Origin of the sequence: Rhizobium sp. BK098, assembly GCF_014193155.1 — a bacterium.
Classification (GTDB): Bacteria; Pseudomonadota; Alphaproteobacteria; order Rhizobiales; family Rhizobiaceae; genus Rhizobium.
The window spans coordinates 114009-132333 of sequence record NZ_JACHYY010000009.1; the positions used below are offsets into that span (position 1 = coordinate 114009).

Here is an 18325-nt window from a genome sequence, read left to right on the forward strand (position 1 = left end):
TGGCGCGCGATCGACACGCCATGAAGATAAGCTCGCAGGGAGACGGCAAAGGATCAATAAGGCAGTCCCGTCACTCGATAGAAATTTTCTATCGATTCCCGTTCTCTTCTGCGAGCAATCTCGCCTCATGCAACAAGGCAGAGACGAGTGGCGTAAAGGGTTCGCGGTGGGTAGCGACCAGGCCGACAAGATGCTCGGCATCAGGTTCCGTGATCGGGATCTTATGAATATCCGCCGGAAAACCGAAAGAATCGGCAATATTCTTCGGCATAATGCTCGCCCAGCGACCGGTCTGCACATGAGAAAACAGCACGATCATCGAATTGGATTCCAGCGTCGGCTTGGCGGTCGCGCCCGCCTCGGCAAGATGCCGATTGATGATGCGCCGGTTCTGCATGTCGGCAGTCAATAGACAAAGCCGAAGATCGCCGACTTCCTTCCAGGTCACCGTCTCGCGCTCGGAAAACGGGCTGCCTGCCGCGGTGATGAGGTGATAGCGCTCGGCATAGAGCGGCACGCTGGTAACACGGCCGAGCGGCTCGTTTTCCAGATAGGTGATACCGGCATCGATCTCGAGGTTTTCCAGCAGGCTCAGAACCTGGAGCGAATTGCGCGATAAAATGGAGAAGGTAACGTCCGGGTGTCTTTCCTGGAAAGGCGTGGTGATTTTCTGCACCATGGCAAGTGCTGTCGGAATGGCAGCAATGCGGATATGGCCGGCAAGGCCCTTGCGCGCAGCCCGCATCTCCTCGCGCATCGTACGGCTGTCGCCGACGATGCGGCGTGCCCATTCCAGCACGCGCTGCCCCTCGGGCGTCAGACCTTGAAAGCGAGAACCACGGCTGACAAGCATCACGCCGAGCTGGTCCTCCAATTGCCGGATCGCCGCCGACAAGGTCGGCTGCGTCACCCCGCACTCCTCGGCCGCGCGCCCGAAATGCTTCTGATTCGCCAGCGCGATGAAGAATTCCAGCTTGTCGATCATCCCGCTCTCCCGAAGTCAAAGGGTTAGACCGACAGCCCGGTGAACGCAACATGCAAGGCTGCTTCGGACTTCAACATTCGCGCTGACAGAATGCCTTCTGCAGCGAATCGACCACGGCGCAGATTTCCGAGCGCGCGACGGCATAGTGGATGAGCCGCCCTTCGCGGCGCGTATCGACGAGCTTATCGAGGCGAAGACGCGCCAAATGCTGCGACACGACAGCCTGCGGCAGGTCAAGAAGAGCCTCGAGCTCCATCACCGTTTTCTCGTTCTTGGCCAGCATGAAGAGAATCGCCAGGCGCGTCTCGTGCGATAGTGCTTTCAGCAGGGCGCTCGACTTTCGCGCCCTGTCGGTCATTTCCTCAACATCACGTTCCGCTGCACCGCCCTGCGGTAGAGACGACGACATATCACAGCCTCTAATAAGAATCCCCAGGGAATGTTTATAATATTATCAAATCAGAAGCTGATTCAAAAAAGACGCGGAAAACCAAAAAAGGTCCGTTTTATCAGCAGATAAGCTGCCCGCCGTTGATCTCGATTACCTGCCCGGTGATGTAGCCGGAAAGCAGGGGTGCTGCGAGAAAGAGATAGGCGGGCGCGCAATCTTCGGGGGTGCCCAGGCGCTGAAGCGGGATCGATTTGCGCGTCTGCTCCAGCTTCTCTCTCGATGAATAACGCTCATGAAAATCGGTCGCTATCGTGCCGGGGGAGACGCAATTCACCCGGATACCGTCAGGCGCCAGCTCGCGCGCCAAGGCTTTCGAGTAGGTCGCGACAAAAGCTTTCGAGGCGGAATAAATCGCCGATCCTGGGCTACCACCGGTCAGCGCCGAAATCGAAACAGTGTTGACGATCGCGGCCTGCCCGGCTGCCCGCAGCAGCGGCAACAGCCCTCTCGTCACTTCCACGACGGAAGTTTGATTGAGATGAACGATCTGCTCGTATTGCTCGTCGGTCAGTTCGCCGGCGGGAAATCGCCCGACCATGGTGCCGGCATTGTTGACCAGCACGTCGATACGGTCGAAGCGCTCCCCCGCTGCGCTGACGAAATCGCGCGTGCCATTGCTGGCTGCGAAATCACCGGCAATCAGGAAGGCGCGACGGTCGGCCTCCGCTTCCATCAGGAAATCAGGCAAATCGCGCCCGGTATCGCGGCCGATATGGACAAGGACATGGGCGCCGCAATCGAGAAACTGCCGCGCGACCTCCAGCCCGATACCTCGGCCGGCGCCCGTGACCACGACATTGCGATTTTCGAATAGCTTCGGATGAAACACGAAATCCTCCCAAATCGCACAATTCGCGCGTCAGTAATTGCGGAATTTTCACTTTATCATATGATGACGAAAAAACGAAAGAAAGGGAGCGAAAACCATGTTCCTATCCGGACGTCAGACCGAGATTCTCGACATTGCCAAGGCGGAAGGACGAGTACTCGTCGAGGAGCTGGCGTTGCGCTTCTCGGTCACGCCGCAAACCATCCGCAAGGATCTGAACGATCTCTGCGACGGCCGCGTTCTATCGCGCGTGCATGGCGGCGCAATCTTTCCCGGCGGAACCGAGAACGTGAAATATGAGGCGCGACGGTCTATTGCCGCACCCGAAAAGCAGGCGATCGGCCGTGCCGCAGCAAGCCTGATCCCCAACAATAGCTCGCTTTTCATCAATATCGGCACGACCACGGAAGCCGTCGGCGAAGCGCTTCTTGGCCATCACGAATTGATGGTCATTACCAATAATATTAACGTTGCCAACAAGTTGCGCATTTTCCCCTCCATTGAGGTCGTCATTTCCGGCGGTGTCGTGCGCGGCTCGGATGGCGGCATCGTCGGCGAGGCCGCCGTCGATTTCATCAAGCAGTTCAAGGTGGATTATGCCGTCATCGGCGCCTCGGCGATCGACCCCGACGGCGCGCTCCTGGATTTCGACTTTCGCGAAGTGAAAGTGGCACAGGCCATCATCGCCAATGCCCGGCACGTCATTCTCGTTGCCGACAGCACCAAGTTCGAACGAACCGCCCCGGTTCGCATCGGCCATCTGTCGCAAGTCCACACCTTCGTTACCGACGAATGCAGTATCGAATCCGTGCGCTCCATCGCAGCGGAACACGACGTCCATCTCGTTGAAACCGCTCGCAGATCGGCCTGACCCGCGCACTTTCCGTCAAGAAACGTTCGTTTGACATTCGTATCTGTTTCGCTTTAGATGGATTAGTTTCGATTTTCCATCTTCAGGGGATGGCTGACCTTTGCGGAGGGGCGGGTGAGCGAGCAGGTCTACGACATTTTCGTTATCGGCGGCGGCATCAATGGCTGCGGCATCGCCCGCGACGCCACGGGGCGCGGCTACAAGGTCGCGCTTGCCGAAATGAACGACTTCGCCTCCGGCACGTCGTCGGGCGCCACAAAGCTCATTCATGGCGGCCTGCGCTACCTCGAACATTATGAATTCCGTCTCGTGCGCGAATCGCTGATGGAGCGCGAAGTGCTCTGGGCCATGGCGCCGCACATCATCTGGCCGATGCGTTTCGTCCTGCCTTACCATAAGGGCGGTATCCGTCCGGCCTGGCTGATCCGCCTCGGACTTTTCCTCTACGATCACCTCGGCGGACGAAAGCTGCTGCCCCCGACCGCGACGCTGGACATGAAGAAGGATCCCGCGGGCAAGCCGCTGAAGGCGCTCTTCACCAAAGCCTTCGAATATTCCGACGGCTGGGTCGACGATGCCCGCATGGTCGTATTGAATGCCCGCGACGCAGCCGACCGCGGCGCGACGATCATGCCGCGGACGAAGGTGGTCTCCGCCTGGCGCGAAGGCACCGTCTGGGTGATCGAAACGGAAAATACGATCAGCGGCGAGAAGCGTCAGTTTCGCGCCCGCATGCTGGTCAATGCAGCAGGTCCCTGGGTCGATCAGGTGCTGTCCGGTACGTTCGGCAAGAACCAGGTACACAATGTCCGTCTCGTTCAGGGCAGCCATATCGTCGTGCGCAAGAAGTTCGATGACCCGCGCGCCTATTTCTTCCAGAACCCGGACAACCGCATCATCTTCGCCATTCCCTACGAGCAGGATTTTACGCTGATCGGCACCACGGATCGCGACTACAAGGACGATCCGAAAGATGTGAAAATCACCGAGGGGGAAACCACCTATCTCTGCAATGCCGCCAGCGAATATTTCAAGGAGCCGGTTCGGCCCGAGGATATCGTCTGGACCTATTCGGCCGTGCGCCCGCTCTATGACGATGGCGCATCGAAAGCGCAGGAAGCCACGCGCGACTACGTTCTCAAGGTCGAGGGAGAAGAAGGCCAGGCGCCGCTGCTCAACGTCTTTGGCGGCAAGCTTACCACTTATCGACGCCTTGGCGAACATGCGCTGGAAAAGATCGGCGAAGCCATCGGCCTCAAGGGTAAACCCTGGACTGCCGGCAGCTCGCTCCCCGGCGGCGATTTTCCGGTTCGCGGCTATGAGGCCGAAGTCACCAAGCTGAAGTCACGCTATCCCTTCCTCGCCGATCCGCATGCCCGCCGGCTCATCCGCCGCTACGGCACGCGCGCTGCCATGATCCTGGGCAACGCCAAGACGATCGCCGATCTCGGCCGGTGTTTCGGAAGCGATCTCTATGAGGCGGAAGTACGATATCTGATCGAACAGGAATGGGCCTATAGCGCAACAGATATCCTATGGCGCCGTTCCAAGAAGGGCCTCTACCTCTCGAAGGAAGAAGCCGCAGCGCTCGACAGCTATATGGCAGAGAACCACGTCCACGCCTGAGCGGTTCAGTTTTTCACGGAATTTCTGAGCCGCTCTATCTCTTTGTTTTCACGCAATTCCGGACGGAAAACCGCTGCGCACTTTTCCTGGAATTGCTCTAAGCGGCCAATTCACTCTCCGGGATCGAGCAGCCGCGGGCCTGCGCCTTCTTCGGAAAGCTGATCCCAGGGATTGCGCAAGGGACAGCTATCGAGCGAAAGGCAGCCGCAGCCGATACAGCTGTCCAGCTGATCGCGAAGTCCCTGCAGGCGCTTGATGCGGGCGTCGAGATCATCCTTCCATAGCTCCGAAAGCGCCTTCCAGTCCGATGCTGTCGGCGTGCGACCCTGCGGCAGCGATTGAAGAGCCGCCTGAACCTCGGCAAGCGGAATACCGACGCGTTGGGCTACCTTAATGACGGAGACTCGCCGCAGCACTTCGCGAGGATAGCGCCGCTGATTGCCGCTGCTGCGATGGCTCTCGATCAGGCCTTTCGCTTCATAGAAATGCAACGCCGATACAGCCACGCCGCTGCGTGCAGCCACCTCGCCGACCGTCAGCAGCTTCGGAAATTGAGCCGGATCGATTTTTCCCATTTTCGCTATTGACCTCAACTTTACTTGAGGTTTTATAACCCTGGCTCCGAACCGCGTAAAGCAGGAGCAAGACATGACAGAAAGAACCCGGCTGGCGATCATCTACGGCAGCACGCGTCCGGGTCGGCTATGCGACCGGGTGGTCAAATGGGTCGCCCGCGAATTGGCGCATTATCCGCTTATAGACATCGATCTGATCGATCCTCTCGAATTCGATCTGCCTTTCGCGCATAATCGTGAGCATCCCGGCGTCGGAGCTTTATCGGAGCGGCTTTCGGATGCCGATGCCTTCATTATCGTCACGCCCGAATACAATCACAGTTTCACCGCTTCGCTGAAATTCGTGCTCGATCTCGTCTATGAGCCCTGGCATGGCAAACCTGTCGCCTTCGTCTCCTATGGCGGCATCTCCGGCGGCCTGCGCGCGGTGGAACAGTTGCGGCTCGTCTTTGCCGAACTGCACACGGTCACGGTGCGCGATACGGTAAGCTTCGCCAATCCCTGGGGCAGATTTGCCGAGGATGGCGCGCTCGAAAACCCGCTCGATGCCAGAAAATCGCTTGTTCTCATGATTGCGCGGCTGACATGGTGGAGCAACGCCTTAAAGCCAGCTCGCGTCACGCGCCCCTACCGCTCCGTTGCCGCCTGATCCCTATCCCAACACAAGAATCCGATCTCTCGTTTCTGGCAGGTGCGGGAGATCGGTCCGACGCCCGGACCCGGCAACGATGGGTCCGGGCGTCCTGCCTTCAAGGATCACGCTTGCCGAAACCGCCGCAATGACCTAACGCAATAGAGGGAGATTTCGGGCGGATACGGGAATGGAGAACGCCAAGCGGCTGGGAGGAGCGGATTTCATGCGCGCCGTCGCATGTCTAATGGTGCTTGTTCACCATCTCGTGCTCCGAATGAATTTCTACAAGATCCCACCAGCCCTGGATGTAACCTTCATATTGGCGCGCTTCGGCAATCACGGCGTCTCGGTCTTCTTCGTCCTCAGCGGCTTCCTTCTTGCGCGCCCCTTCTGGTTGGCGCTGGATAGAGCCCAACCCCTACCTTCGCTGAAAATCTATGCCATGCGCCGGGCAGCGCGTATTCTGCCGGGCTTCTGGTTTGCCCTGACGGTTGGCTTCCTGATCAGCTTCACCATCTATGGCTTTCCGCTAGACGCGGAACTGGTCGGCCGCTACATCGCCGGTTTCTTCCTGATGAGCCAATGGCATTGGCGCACCTTTTTCCCGGTGCAGGGCGATGGACCGCTATGGTCGATCCCCTTCGAGACGACCTGCTATGTTCTCCTGCCGATCGGCTTCCTGCTGTTGTTTCATTCAAAACTGAGATCGCGCTCCGTGCTCGTCAGCCGCCTACTCTGGATCGGCATCATCGCAATATCATTGGTCGGCCATTGGCTTGTCGTCACCTATCTACCGACCGACAATGTCGGGCAAGGATGGCGATATGGCTTCCAGGGCGGCGCCAAGGAATGGATGCCGCGCTACAACCCGATCGGCTTCTTTGCCATATTCGCGATCGGCGCGCTCGCCGCCGGCATCCAGACACTCCTCCCAGCCCGCCGCTCGGCGATCTATGATATCATCGGCGCGCTCGCGATCGTCATGGGTGCGTGGCAGCTGCCGCAGTCGATCGGCGGTGCGGCGGAGGGCTATGCCTGGCTCGACATTCCCTATCAATTTCCGCTGCTGCCCCTGGCGGCCGCGATCGTGCTTTGCGCCCTCCCCCAATCGCTGCTGCTGGCAAAGCTGCTCGACAATCCCGTGAGCCGTTATGTCGCCAATGTCTCCTTCGGCGTCTATATCTGGCAGGATATCGTGCTGACCTTGATGCCGCAGCTGTTCCCTTCATCCTTCGGCGCGGGTTCGGACGATGTGCTGGGCGGCTGGATCGTCTCAAGTCTCATCGCAACTGCTATCATTTTTGCCATCGGCACGCTCAGCTATGTGCTGCTCGAGCGCCCTGTCATTCAGTGGGCGCGAACGCGGGAAAGCAAAGTCATGCGACCCGCCACTGCGTAGTATAGGGCCGTCGCCTGTGAGACACATCGGCGCCGCGCTCCCCTTCTCCCCTCGGGGAGAAGGTGCCGTCAGGCGGATGAGGGGGCTGCCAAGAGCACGAAAATCCCCGCATTCAAATCGATTACCCCCTCATCCGACCCTTCGGGCCACCTTCTCCCCGAGGGGAGAAGGAACTTGCGGCACCTCAGCACCCCATATGCCACGGCCTTGCTGCCCAATTCCGCAGGCGCCTTTAGATACGCGTTGCCTTCAGTCGCTCCTCATCGAGAACGATGCCGAGCCCCGGCGCAACACCAAGATCCAGCCAGCCGGCATCGTGCTTGAGCGGCGAGGCCATCGGATAATCGCGGCGGGCTTCGCTCCATTCCGGATTGTCGTAGGGGTATTCGAGCCAGGCAGCATCAGCGACGCCGGCGGTCAGATGCGCGTTGGCGAGAACCCCGATACCGTTCGTCCAGGAATGCGGCGTGAACTGCACGCCCGCCTCGCGTGCCTGATAGGCCAGCCGCCGGCAACCGGTGATGCCGCCGACAAGGGCGACATCGGGTTGGATGACATCGAAGGCACGCTCTTCGATGATATCGCGAAATTCGTAGAGCTCACGCGTCATCTCGCCGCCGACGATGCGGACCGAGGTCGCCTGCTTCAGTTCCTTCATGCCCTTGCGATCCGAGCGGTGAAGCGGCTCTTCCATCCAGTAGACGCCGAGCCGCTCCAGCTCCCTGGCGACAGTAAGCGCATCCTTGAAGGTCCAGGGCAAGGTCGTATCCCAGGGCATGCGCCAACCCTGATTGCAGTCGACCATCAGCTCCAGCCGATCACCGACGCGGGCGCGGATCGCTTCCAGAGCCTTGACGTCCTCGCGCCAGCCGCCGCGGCCGCCCGAAGAGGAGGAGAAGCGCACCTTCATGGCAGGGAAGCCTTCGTCGATATAGCGCTCGGCCTGATCGGCCATCGCGGAGGGTTCGCGCAGCACGCCGGAGGAGGCATAGAGCCGAACCCTGCTGGCGCGACCGCCGAGCATCCGCCAGACCGGCTCGCCGGTGATCTTGCCGGAGAGATCCCACAAAGCCAGGTCCATCGGCCAGCAGCGGCCGTAATGAAAATTGATGTGCGAGAGGACTTCATAATGCCGTTCGACATGCCGGGGATCCTGCCCGATGAACAGATCCTCGTGCCCTTCGAAGCCCTTCATCAGGTCGCCGGAGCCGATGCCTTCTCGCCCCTCGTCATCCCTGACGCGAACGATGGTCGCATCGAAATGCCGGCGCGGACGGCCGTCCCAGCTCGCCTTGAAGGCTGGATCGAGCGGCAGGCGGTGATGGGTGATTTCGATGGAAACGATCTTGCTCATTATGGCTCCCCTTTATCCTCCGGGCATGACCCTTCGAAAAGGATCATGCCGATATCGATCCCTTAGCCGAACTGCTGCCAGATCGTCTTGTAATCGCAATACTTGTCGATCGCATGCACCGAACGGTCACGGCCGAAACCGGACTGCTTGAAGCCGCCGAACGGCGTCGCGAAGTTCGACATGTCGTAGGTGTTGATCCACACCGTACCCGCATGGATAGCCTCGGAGAAACGATGAGCGCGATCCATGTCCTTGGTAAAGACGGCTCCGGCAAGCCCGTAGATCGTGTCGTTGGCGATCTTCAGCGCCTCCTCTTCGGTATCGAAGGGAATGGCGGCCAGCACCGGACCAAAGATTTCCTGCCGCGCCAGGCTCATGTCGTTGGTCATGTCGACGAAGACGCCCGGCGAGACATAATAGCCGCCGGTTTCGCTCATGACGCGCTCGGCACCGAAGGCACGGCGCGCGCCCTCCTTCTCGCCGGCTGCGATCATCGCCAGCACCTTGTTCATATGCTCTTCCTCGATCAGCGCGCCGATCTGCGCCGAAGGGTCGAGCGGATGCTTGAGCGCGATATCCGAGCGGGTCACCGCCTCGATCTTCTCGATCAGTCTGTCCTGCACCGAGCGCTGCACGATCAGACGTGTCGAGGCATGGCAGGTTTCGCCGGAATTGTAGAAACAGCCCCAGGCGGCAGCGACGGCCGCCGCATCGAGATCGGCATCTTCAAACACGACCAGCGGCGACTTGCCGCCAAGCTCCAGCGCCACGCGCTTGACGTTCGATTGCGCCGCATAGCCCATGATCAGCTTGCCGACCTCGGTCGAGCCGGTAAAGGCGATCATGTCGACATCCATATGCAGCGCCAACGGCTTGCCGGTCTCCTCGCCATAACCCGTGACGACGTTAAAGACGCCTGCCGGCAGGCCGGCTTCGATCGCGAGTTCGGCAAGCCGGATCGCCGAAAGCGAGGATTGTTCCGCCGGCTTCAGCACGACGGAATTGCCAGCCGCGATCGCAGGCCCGAGCTTCCAGGCGTCGATGATCATCGGATAGTTCCAGGGCGTGATCGCGCCGATGACGCCAAGCGGCACCTTGCGCACCAAGGCACGCGCATTCGGGCCGGTCGGCGCAATCTCGTCATATATCTTGTCGATCATCTCGCCGTAGAACTGGATACCTTCGGCGCAGAGACGCACATCGACGCCGAGCGACGCCATGACCGGCTTGCCGACATCGATCGTCTCAAGCATAGCCAGCTCATCGCCATTGGCGCGGATGAGATCGGCCCATTTCAGCATGATCTTCTTCTTTTCGAGCGGCTCCTTCTTGCGCCAGACGCCATTTTCGAAGGCAGCGCGGGCGGAGGCGACCGCAGCATCGACATCGGCGGCATTGCCGCGCGCAAGCTGCGCACCCGGTTTGCCATCCATCGGCCGGATGCGGGTGAAGGTTTCGCTCGAGGCGGCGGCGCAATGAACACCATTTATGAAATGGCGCCCTTCTGGCTTGAGGCCGGAGAGGACGCTTTCCCAATAGTCGCGCGTGTAATTCTTGGTCATTTCAGATTCCTTTCGGCGGCGCCATGACGGCGGCGGCAAAGCGGTCGATATCGGCATCCGTTACGTCGCGGATCGTCGATCGTCGCATGGGCTGGTTTTCGGTCGCCCGCATCTCGCGGGCGAGATCGGAGGCATCGAACGGTTTGAAGGCAGCCGGCAGCGCGCGAACGATACCGCAGCGGTCCATCCAGTTGGAAACGAAAGCGGGAAGTTCAGCAGCGCTGGCGAGGCCGCAAGCCTTGGCCGCAGCATTCAGATCTGCCGTATCCGCCTCAACCAGCCACGAAAGCGTCGCTTCGAAGCCGAGAGCGGTCGCGAGACCATGATGGACAGGACCGAGGCCCGCCAGTGCATGGCTGATATTGTGAGCGATCGCCGTGCCGCAATTGTCGATCGCGATACCGCCAAAGCAGGAGCCAAGCAATACGTCGCCGCGCGCGGTGATATCGTTGGGTTGCTTGACGGCCGTCTCCAGGGCGTCGATGATCAGCCGCAGCGCTTGATGCGCATAAAATTGCGCGCCGCGATGCGTGTTGCGATTCGTCGCTGCCTCGAAGGCGTGGATGAAAGCATCGAAACCGCACCATGCGGTCAGGCTTGCAGGCAGGGTCTTCGTCAGTGCGGGATCGAGAATGACGAGATCGGCCTTTGTTTCCGGCCCCCAGATCCAGAGCTTTTTGCCCTCAGGCCCGGCAAAGATATTCGTGGCCGATGTTTCCGATCCCGTGCCGGCCGTGGTCGGGATCACGATCTTCTTCAGCGGGTTCTTCGGCAGCGGGTTAGCGGCCAGCGCATAATGCATCGGATCCTCGCCGGAGGCGATGCAGCAGGCGACGATCTTGCCTATATCGAGGGCCGAGCCGCCGCCGATGCCGATCACCATATCCGCCCCTTGCCCAGCTTCGATCGCTGCATGCAGATGCGCAAGCTTCGGCTCGCCGGCAAAATCGGAATAGACCTGCGTGTTCACGCCTGCTTCGGCAAGCTCGGAGCTGACCCTGGCGGCAAGGCCGGACTGCGCCAGGAAGGCATCGATGACAAGCAGAACGGCGCCGACGCCGTCGAAGGATTTGACCGCAGCGGGAAGGCCGGAGAGCGCACCCTCGCCGAAACGAATGTCTGGGATGGCGGAAATGGAGAAGGACACGCGGAGATCCCCTTGGAAAAGCGGCTGAAAATCTTGTCATAATCCTGCATCACAATTTCAGATCTTCAAATCCGGCCAATTATCGGGAATATTGATGATCTGAAGTTATGGAGAGGCGATGCTAGAGAAAATACCGCTGGAGGCCTTCCGCGTGTTTGATGCGGCCGCGCGCGCCATGAACTTCTCCCGCGCCGGCCGGGAGCTCAATATCACCCAGGCCGCCGTCAGCCGCCGCATCAAGGGGCTTGAGGATCATCTCGGCGCGACGCTCTTTACCCGCCGAGGCCGCAATCTGGCGCTGACGCCGGATGGCGAGCGGCTGTTCCAGCGCGTCCGTGCCACGCTGGAATATCTGGAGGAGAGCCTGGAACCCTTTCGCGCCGGCACGGGCGAAATCATCTCGATTGCCGCAAGCGGCTCGATCTCGCATCTCTGGCTCGGGCAGCGGCTCAGGGATTTCGGCAAGGAGAGCCCCGGCATCTCCGTGCGCCTGCTAACGACGGACGTGCATTCCGAACTTGCCTCGGAGAACCACGATCTCATCATCATCTATTCCACCGGCGAGCATCCGCGCTGGAGCCTGACGCCACTCTTGAACGAGGTGCTGGTCCCGGTTGCCTCGCCGGATTACCTGGCAGCCCGCGGTCTCGACCCGCAGGCGCTGACGGCCGTCGACATCGCCGGGCTCGATCTCATCGATTACGAACGCGCCAACGCCCATTGGATCAGCTTCCGCCAATGGTTCGGCCGCATCGGTGACCCCTTGAAGGGCAAGCTGCCGCGACCTCGCCTGTCCTTCTCCACCTATATCATGGCGGTGGAAGCAGCGCTCCGGGGCGAAGGCATAGCGCTCGGCAGCCTCGGCCTCATCGAGGAATACCTGCAATCCGGCGCGCTCGTCACCATCGGCAACGATCGCGTCGAGAGCGGCTTCGGATATTATCTTGGCGCACCGCGCTTTCGCTCGCTCTCTCCCGAGGCGGCACAGCTTCACCGGTTTCTGTTGGGAGGACAATAGGTTTGAGGCGACTTAGCGATCCCGTTACCACCTCAACAGGGGTAACCGCGTATAAAATAGCTACCCTTCTTGCCAGGGAAGAAGTAAGTGTACCGCCGCTTGCCTCCTATGCGATTGCCTTGCCTCGGTCATGATTGACCGCATAGCGGCATCAGCAAAGCATGAAATCGCAATAAAAAAGCGGCCCACAGGACCGCTTTCATCTCACTTATCAATGTTTGGATCGCATCAATCCTGCGGGATCGAGCCACGCAGATGAGAGAGTTCCATGATGAAGTGCTCTAGGCGCGACTTGTGCTCATGATGCTCGGCATCTTCGAGCTCGGCCTTGGCGGCATTGATGCGGCGGTCCAGCTCGTCGCGGCTCATGTCCTCGACCGGAACGGCGGATTCGGCGAGCAGCGTGCAGCCGGTCGGCAGGATGTCGGCGAAGCCGCCGAAAACGACGTAGTCCTGCTTCTTGCCCGAAGCGGAATGCACCTTGACGACGCCCGGTTTGATGGTGGTCATGGTCGGCGCATGGTTCGCCATGACGGTCATCTCGCCCTCGCTCGCGGGGATGACGACATCGATGACCTGTTCCGACAGCAGCAGGCGCTCCGGAGAAACCAGTTCGAAATTGAAATTGTCAGCCATGACCCGTCACTTCTCGATTGTCTTATTCGCAAGGCAAGGGCGCGCGGGCAAAGCCGCGCGCCGATGGATTGGCCTGATTAGGCAGCCAGCTTCTTGGCCTTTTCGATCGCTTCTTCGATCGAGCCGACCATGTAGAAGGCAGCTTCCGGCAGGTGGTCGTATTCGCCGTTGACGAGGCCCTTGAAGCCCTTGATCGTGTCTTCGAGAGCGACGAGCTTGCCCGGCGAACCGGTGAAGACTTCGGCGACGAAGAACGGCTGCGACAGGAAGCGCTCGATCTTGCGGGCGCGGGCAACGGCCAGCTTGTCGTCTTCGGAAAGTTCGTCCATGCCCAGGATGGCGATGATGTCCTGCAGGGCCTTGTAGCGCTGCAGCGTCGACTGAACCTTACGGGCAACTTCGTAGTGCTCTTCGCCGACGACCATCGGGTCGAGCATGCGCGAGGTGGAGTCGAGCGGGTCGACGGCCGGGTAGATGCCCTTTTCGGCGATCGAGCGCGACAGAACGGTGGTTGCGTCCAGGTGGGCGAACGAGGTTGCCGGTGCCGGGTCGGTCAAGTCGTCGGCCGGAACGTAAATGGCCTGAACCGAGGTGATCGAGCCGGTCGTCGTCGTAGTAATGCGTTCCTGCATCTGGCCCATGTCGGTAGCGAGCGTCGGCTGATAACCCACCGCCGAAGGAATACGGCCGAGCAGAGCCGACACTTCCGAACCAGCCTGCGTGAAGCGGAAGATGTTGTCGACGAAGAACAGAACGTCCTGGCCTTCATCGCGGAAGTTCTCAGCAACGGTCAGACCGGTCAGAGCGACGCGAGCGCGGGCGCCCGGCGGTTCGTTCATCTGGCCGTACACGAGCGCAGCCTTGGAGCCTTCGCCGCCACCATGCTTGTTGACGCCCGATTCGATCATTTCGTGGTAGAGGTCGTTGCCTTCGCGGGTGCGTTCACCCACGCCTGCGAATACCGAGTAACCACCGTGCGCCTTGGCGACGTTGTTGATCAGTTCCATGATGAGAACGGTCTTGCCGACGCCGGCGCCGCCGAACAGGCCGATCTTGCCGCCCTTTGCGTAAGGAGCGAGGAGATCGACGACCTTGATGCCGGTGACGAGGATCTGAGATTCCGTGGACTGCTCGACGTAGGACGGAGCATCCTGGTGGATGGCGCGCTTCTTGGAGGTGTTCAGCGGACCTGCTTCGTCGACCGGCTCGCCGATGACGTTCATGATACGGCCGAGCGTCTCGTGTCCGACCGGAACCGAGATCGGTGCACCGGTGTCGTTGACACGCTGTCCACGAACCAGGCCTTCGGTCGAGTCCATGGCGATGGTGCGAACGGAGTTTTCGCCGAGGTGCTGTGCTACTTCGAGAACCAGACGATTGCCGTTATTGTCGGTTTCAAGCGCGTTCAGGATCGCCGGGAGCTCGCCGTCGAAAGCAACGTCCACAACGGCGCCGATAACCTGAGTAACCTTACCGACAGAACCTGCGGGGGTAGCTGCGTCAGCCATTTTCTTACCCTCTTTCCCTAACCTCAGAGCGCTTCCGCGCCCGAAATGATTTCAATCAATTCCTTGGTGATCTGTGCCTGGCGCTGACGGTTGTAGTTCAGCGTCAGCTTGTTGATCATCTCACCAGCGTTGCGCGTCGCATTGTCCATCGCACTCATCTTGGCGCCCATCTCGCCGGCGACGTTTTCGAGCAACGCGCGGAAGATCTGGACGGAGATGTTGCGCGGGATCAGGTCCGCGAGGATCGAAGCCGCATCCGGCTCGTATTCGTAGACGGCACCCTTGTGGGCTGCGTCTTGTTCGACGACGGCCGGAGCCGAAGCCGGGATGAGCTGCTGTGCCGTCGGCACCTGGCTGATCACCGACTTGAATTCGGAGTAGAACAGCGTGCAAACGTCGAATTCGCCGGCTTCGAACATATCGATGATACGCTTGCCGATGGCGTCGGCATTGTCGAAGCCGATGCGCTTGACGTCGCGCAGTTCCTTGCGCTCGACGATCAGCGATGCATATTCGCGGCGAAGGACGTCATAGCCCTTCTTGCCGACGGTGAAGATCTTCACCGTCTTGCCTTCGGCCAGAAGCTTGCGGGCATGGTCGCGGGCGAAGCGCGAAATCTGCGAATTGAAGCCGCCGCAAAGGCCGCGCTCGGCCGTGCAAACGACCAGCAGATGCACGTCGCTCTTGCCGGTTCCGGTCATCAGCAGCGGCGCGCCGTCGGCATCGCTGACGGCAGCCGAGATGTTGGCCAGAACAGCGGCCATGCGCTGCGAGTAAGGCCGGGCGGCCTCGGCCGCCTCCTGCGCACGCCGAAGCTTCGCCGCGGCGACCATTTTCATCGCCTTGGTGATCTTCTGCGTCGCCTTGACGGAGGCGATCCGGTTTTTCAGATCCTTGAGTGAAGGCATCCTTGGTCCGTCCTAGAGCTTGGGCCCGATTACGCGAAAGACTTGGCGAAGCTGTCGAGAGCAGCGGTGAGCTTGCCCTTCGTCGCGTCGCTGATGGCCTTTTCGGTACGGATGGCGTCGAGGATTTCCTTGCCTTCCGAGCGGAGGTAGGACAGCAGGCCCTGCTCGAACTTGCCGACCTGAGCAACAGGCAGCTTGTCAAGGTAGCCGTTGACGCCGGCGAAGATCACCGCAACCTGCTCTTCCGTCTTCAGCGGCGAGAATTGCGGCTGCTTCAGGAGCTCGGTCAGGCGGGCACCGCGGTTCAGCAGGCGCTGCGTTGCCGCATCGAGGTCGGAACCGAACTGGGCGAAGGCGGCCATTTCGCGATACTGGGCGAGTTCGCCCTTGATCGAGCCGGCAACCTGCTTCATCGCCTTGATCTGAGCGGACGAACCGACGCGCGAAACCGAGAGACCGACGTTAACGGCCGGGCGGATACCCTGGTAGAACAGGTCGGTTTCGAGGAAGATCTGGCCGTCGGTGATCGAGATCACGTTGGTCGGAATGAAGGCCGAAACGTCGTTACCCTGCGTTTCGATGACCGGGAGAGCGGTGAGCGAGCCAGCGCCCTTCTCGTCGTTCATCTTTGCGGCGCGCTCAAGGAGACGCGAGTGCAGGTAGAAAACGTCGCCCGGATAGGCTTCGCGGCCCGGCGGGCGGCGCAGCAGCAGCGACATCTGACGGTAAGCAACGGCCTGCTTGGACAGGTCGTCATAGCCGATCAGCGCGTGCTGGGCGTTGTCACGGAAGTATTCGCCCATGGCGCAACCGGCAAACGGAGCGAGGAACTGCATCGGAGCCGGGTCGGACGCCGTCGCGGCAACGATGATCGAATACTTCAGCGCGCCGCGCTCTTCGAGCACCTTGACGAACTGGGCAACGGTCGAACGCTTCTGGCCGACGGCGACGTAGACGCAGTACAGCTTTTCGCTGTCCGGGCCAGCATCGTGGATGGCCTTCTGGTTCAGGATCGTGTCGAGAATGATGGCGGTCTTGCCGGTCTGGCGGTCGCCGATGACGAGCTCGCGCTGGCCGCGGCCAACCGGGATCAGAGCGTCGATGGCCTTGAGGCCGGTCGACATCGGCTCATGAACCGACTTGCGCGGAATGATACCCGGAGCCTTGACGTCGACGCGCGAACGGCGGGTCGCATTGATCGGGCCCTTGCCGTCGATCGGATTGCCGAGCGCGTCGACAACGCGGCCGAGCAGTTCCGGACCGACCGGAACGTCAACGATCGCGCCCGTGCGCTTGACGGTGTCGCCTTCCTTGATGTCGCGGTCGGAGCCGAAGATAACCACGCCGACATTGTCGGCTTCGAGGTTCAGGGCCATGCCGCGGATACCGCCGGGGAATTCGACCATTTCGCCGGCCTGAACATTGTCCAGACCGTAGACGCGGGCGATACCGTCACCGACGGAGAGAACCTGGCCGACTTCGGAGACTTCAGCTTCCTTGCCGAAGTTTTTGATCTGATCTTTCAGAATTGCGGAAATTTCCGCGGCGCGGATATCCATCAGCCGACCTCTTTCAATGCAAGCTTAAGGGTGGAGAGTTTGGTGCGAAGGGACGTATCGATCTGACGCGAACCGACCTTGACGATCAGGCCGCCAAGGATCGACGGATCGACGGTGACGACAATCGTCACGTCCTTGCCGGTGACGCCCTTCAGCGCCGCCTTCAATTCATCTTCCTGCGCCGGAGTCAGCGCATGGGCCGAGGTGACCTCGGCGGAAATCTCGCCGCGATGCTGGGCGGCGATGATGCGGAAAGCCTTGATCATGCCCGGCAGCGCAAAAAGGCGCCGATTGCTGGCCACAAGCTTCAGAAAATTGGTGACGTAAGCGCCGAAGCCGGCCTTCGTTGCCAGCGCCTGGATCGCGCCGACCTGCTCTTCAGCCGAAAAGACCGGGCTGAGGACGAAGCGCTTCAGATCTTCGCTTTCGTCGAGCATGGCTTGGAACCGATCGAGATCGGCGGCCACTGCCGGTACGGCACCCTCTTCAAGAGCCAATTCGAACAGCGACGAGGCATATCGTTCTGCGACACCAGAAACATGCTGGGATGTGTCTGCCACGGGCACAAAATTCCCTGATTTCAACCCAAGAACCAAACTTCCGGGTGACGGAAGCGATATGCCCTTGAATTCGTTTTGATTTCCCCCAGAAATCAGCAGGAGCGCGCTCCTGCCTCATCCGAAATTCGGGGTTCGTCTAACATAGGATATTGAGACTCGCAACACGCGTATTCGACGAATACGCCATTCGGGCGAATTTATGATGGCAAAATTCGAAAAGCATGGGGATAGCGCAGGCAAAAATGGCCGCGCCGGAGCCGTTTTCGGGTCAAATATAGCCAAGACCATAGAGAAAAGGTAGCGCAGCAAGAATCGCCTGCACAACCAGAAGAAGAAGACTTAGAAATATACTGCCACGATCGGACATAAGCGACAGAATGCGACCGAACGCCGCGACGCCGAAGGCGGCACCGAGCGCGAGATAGATCATCGGCTGCGCCAGCAGGATTGCCACCAAACCGAAACCCACCATGAAGCCGCCGGCCGAGCGAGCCTCGGCATAGGCTTCCGAACGGCCTTCCTTCACCTGCAGCTTGAGGAAGCGATAGGTGTAACCCGGCGCGAACATCAGGAAAAGGCCGATCAGCGCCGTAATGGCAGCCGAACAGTAGGCAAGCCGCTCGCCGAATTCGGTCGGAAAATAAAGCTCCATCGATCGCCCTCAAAATCAGCCGCGCACAAATCAGGTCAAGTGAGACGGCCG

The 18325-nt window shown here is 60.2% G+C and carries 18 protein-coding genes; 5 read left to right on the forward strand and 13 right to left on the reverse strand.

Annotation, left to right across the window (positions count from 1 at the left end):
- Positions 1-88: 88 nt before the first annotated feature.
- From FHT73_RS22180 to FHT73_RS22190, 3 genes are all read right to left on the reverse strand, one after another.
- Positions 89-985 carry a LysR family transcriptional regulator gene (locus FHT73_RS22180; RefSeq protein WP_112336398.1) on the reverse strand — a complete coding sequence of 299 codons (897 nt, stop codon included), beginning with the start codon at positions 983-985 and terminating at the stop codon, positions 89-91.
- 70 nt (positions 986-1055) lie between these two features.
- On the reverse strand, positions 1056-1394 hold the full coding sequence (locus tag FHT73_RS22185; protein WP_015341375.1) for a metalloregulator ArsR/SmtB family transcription factor: 339 nt from the start codon (positions 1392-1394) through the stop codon (positions 1056-1058).
- Positions 1395-1494: 100 nt separating this feature from the next.
- On the reverse strand, positions 1495-2265 hold the full coding sequence (locus FHT73_RS22190) for an SDR family oxidoreductase (RefSeq protein ID WP_112412646.1): 771 nt from the start codon (positions 2263-2265) through the stop codon (positions 1495-1497).
- A 97-nt stretch (positions 2266-2362) separates the two neighbouring features.
- Between FHT73_RS22190 and FHT73_RS22195 the strand changes: the two genes are divergently transcribed.
- Together FHT73_RS22195 and glpD are read left to right on the forward strand one after the other, a co-directional pair.
- Positions 2363-3136: a DeoR/GlpR family DNA-binding transcription regulator gene (locus FHT73_RS22195; protein ID WP_112336396.1), complete on the forward strand. Its 774-nt coding sequence runs from the start codon at positions 2363-2365 to the stop codon at positions 3134-3136.
- A 114-nt stretch (positions 3137-3250) separates the two neighbouring features.
- Complete coding sequence (gene glpD / locus FHT73_RS22200; RefSeq protein WP_183714897.1) at positions 3251-4762, forward strand: glycerol-3-phosphate dehydrogenase; 1512 nt, start codon at positions 3251-3253, stop codon at positions 4760-4762.
- Between the two features lie 110 nt (positions 4763-4872).
- On the opposite strand, the gene soxR is transcribed toward glpD, so the two are convergent.
- Complete coding sequence (gene soxR / locus FHT73_RS22205) at positions 4873-5337, reverse strand: redox-sensitive transcriptional activator SoxR (RefSeq protein ID WP_112400517.1); 465 nt, start codon at positions 5335-5337, stop codon at positions 4873-4875.
- A 73-nt stretch (positions 5338-5410) separates the two neighbouring features.
- On the opposite strand from soxR, the gene FHT73_RS22210 reads away from it, so the two are divergent.
- Together FHT73_RS22210 and FHT73_RS22215 are read left to right on the forward strand one after the other, a co-directional pair.
- Positions 5411-5986, forward strand: a complete 576-nt coding sequence (locus tag FHT73_RS22210; RefSeq protein WP_112336392.1) for an NAD(P)H-dependent oxidoreductase — start codon at positions 5411-5413, stop codon at positions 5984-5986.
- A 172-nt stretch (positions 5987-6158) separates the two neighbouring features.
- The gene (locus FHT73_RS22215) at positions 6159-7370 is read left to right on the forward strand and encodes an acyltransferase (protein ID WP_183714898.1); all 1212 of its coding nucleotides are present in this window, start codon (positions 6159-6161) and stop codon (positions 7368-7370) included.
- Between the two features lie 232 nt (positions 7371-7602).
- Here the strand turns inward: FHT73_RS22215 and FHT73_RS22220 are convergent, their stop codons facing one another.
- From FHT73_RS22220 to FHT73_RS22230, 3 genes are all read right to left on the reverse strand, one after another.
- Complete coding sequence (locus FHT73_RS22220) at positions 7603-8724, reverse strand: mandelate racemase/muconate lactonizing enzyme family protein (protein ID WP_183714900.1); 1122 nt, start codon at positions 8722-8724, stop codon at positions 7603-7605.
- Between the two features lie 62 nt (positions 8725-8786).
- Positions 8787-10286 carry an aldehyde dehydrogenase family protein gene (locus FHT73_RS22225; protein ID WP_183714902.1) on the reverse strand — a complete coding sequence of 500 codons (1500 nt, stop codon included), beginning with the start codon at positions 10284-10286 and terminating at the stop codon, positions 8787-8789.
- Between the two features lies 1 nt (position 10287).
- Positions 10288-11433: an iron-containing alcohol dehydrogenase gene (locus tag FHT73_RS22230; RefSeq protein ID WP_183714904.1), complete on the reverse strand. Its 1146-nt coding sequence runs from the start codon at positions 11431-11433 to the stop codon at positions 10288-10290.
- 118 nt (positions 11434-11551) lie between these two features.
- Here FHT73_RS22230 and FHT73_RS22235 point away from each other — a divergent pair, with 118 nt between their 5' ends.
- Positions 11552-12451 (forward strand): LysR substrate-binding domain-containing protein, encoded by a 900-nt coding sequence (locus FHT73_RS22235; protein ID WP_112607787.1) that lies wholly within the window; start codon positions 11552-11554, stop codon positions 12449-12451.
- Positions 12452-12679: 228 nt separating this feature from the next.
- Here FHT73_RS22235 and FHT73_RS22240 read toward each other — a convergent pair whose 3' ends face one another.
- The 6 genes from FHT73_RS22240 to FHT73_RS22265 all read right to left on the reverse strand — a co-directional run bounded on the left by FHT73_RS22240 (position 12680) and on the right by FHT73_RS22265 (position 18274).
- Positions 12680-13087, reverse strand: coding sequence for a F0F1 ATP synthase subunit epsilon (locus FHT73_RS22240; RefSeq protein WP_095436050.1), 408 nt, complete (start codon positions 13085-13087; stop codon positions 12680-12682).
- A 77-nt stretch (positions 13088-13164) separates the two neighbouring features.
- Positions 13165-14595, reverse strand: a complete 1431-nt coding sequence (gene atpD, locus FHT73_RS22245; protein WP_112336386.1) for a F0F1 ATP synthase subunit beta — start codon at positions 14593-14595, stop codon at positions 13165-13167.
- A 23-nt stretch (positions 14596-14618) separates the two neighbouring features.
- The gene (locus FHT73_RS22250; protein WP_112336385.1) at positions 14619-15503 is read right to left on the reverse strand and encodes a F0F1 ATP synthase subunit gamma; all 885 of its coding nucleotides are present in this window, start codon (positions 15501-15503) and stop codon (positions 14619-14621) included.
- A gap of 29 nt (positions 15504-15532) precedes the next feature.
- The gene (gene atpA / locus FHT73_RS22255; protein WP_183714906.1) at positions 15533-17062 is read right to left on the reverse strand and encodes a F0F1 ATP synthase subunit alpha; all 1530 of its coding nucleotides are present in this window, start codon (positions 17060-17062) and stop codon (positions 15533-15535) included.
- Positions 17062-17628, reverse strand: coding sequence for a F0F1 ATP synthase subunit delta (locus FHT73_RS22260; protein ID WP_112607791.1), 567 nt, complete (start codon positions 17626-17628; stop codon positions 17062-17064). Before FHT73_RS22260 ends, atpA begins: the two co-directional genes overlap by 1 nt.
- A gap of 262 nt (positions 17629-17890) precedes the next feature.
- Positions 17891-18274 carry a DUF4345 domain-containing protein gene (locus FHT73_RS22265; RefSeq protein ID WP_112607793.1) on the reverse strand — a complete coding sequence of 128 codons (384 nt, stop codon included), beginning with the start codon at positions 18272-18274 and terminating at the stop codon, positions 17891-17893.
- Between the last annotated feature and the right edge of the window lie 51 nt (positions 18275-18325).

Coding starts and splice junctions, on each gene's coding strand:
- atpD (WP_112336386.1), bottom strand. CDS start 14,595: ATGGCTGACGCAGCTACCCCCGCAGGTTCTGTCGGTAAGGTTACTCAG.
- FHT73_RS22220 (WP_183714900.1), bottom strand. CDS start 8,724: ATGAGCAAGATCGTTTCCATCGAAATCACCCATCACCGCCTGCCGCTC.
- FHT73_RS22265 (WP_112607793.1), bottom strand. CDS start 18,274: ATGGAGCTTTATTTTCCGACCGAATTCGGCGAGCGGCTTGCCTACTGT.
- FHT73_RS22180 (WP_112336398.1), bottom strand. CDS start 985: ATGATCGACAAGCTGGAATTCTTCATCGCGCTGGCGAATCAGAAGCAT.
- FHT73_RS22240 (WP_095436050.1), bottom strand. CDS start 13,087: ATGGCTGACAATTTCAATTTCGAACTGGTTTCTCCGGAGCGCCTGCTG.
- FHT73_RS22215 (WP_183714898.1), top strand. CDS start 6,159: ATGGAGAACGCCAAGCGGCTGGGAGGAGCGGATTTCATGCGCGCCGTC.
- FHT73_RS22225 (WP_183714902.1), bottom strand. CDS start 10,286: ATGACCAAGAATTACACGCGCGACTATTGGGAAAGCGTCCTCTCCGGC.
- FHT73_RS22185 (WP_015341375.1), bottom strand. CDS start 1,394: ATGTCGTCGTCTCTACCGCAGGGCGGTGCAGCGGAACGTGATGTTGAG.
- soxR (WP_112400517.1), bottom strand. CDS start 5,337: ATGGGAAAAATCGATCCGGCTCAATTTCCGAAGCTGCTGACGGTCGGC.
- FHT73_RS22195 (WP_112336396.1), top strand. CDS start 2,363: ATGTTCCTATCCGGACGTCAGACCGAGATTCTCGACATTGCCAAGGCG.
- atpA (WP_183714906.1), bottom strand. CDS start 17,062: ATGGATATCCGCGCCGCGGAAATTTCCGCAATTCTGAAAGATCAGATC.
- FHT73_RS22210 (WP_112336392.1), top strand. CDS start 5,411: ATGACAGAAAGAACCCGGCTGGCGATCATCTACGGCAGCACGCGTCCG.
- FHT73_RS22235 (WP_112607787.1), top strand. CDS start 11,552: ATGCTAGAGAAAATACCGCTGGAGGCCTTCCGCGTGTTTGATGCGGCC.
- FHT73_RS22250 (WP_112336385.1), bottom strand. CDS start 15,503: ATGCCTTCACTCAAGGATCTGAAAAACCGGATCGCCTCCGTCAAGGCG.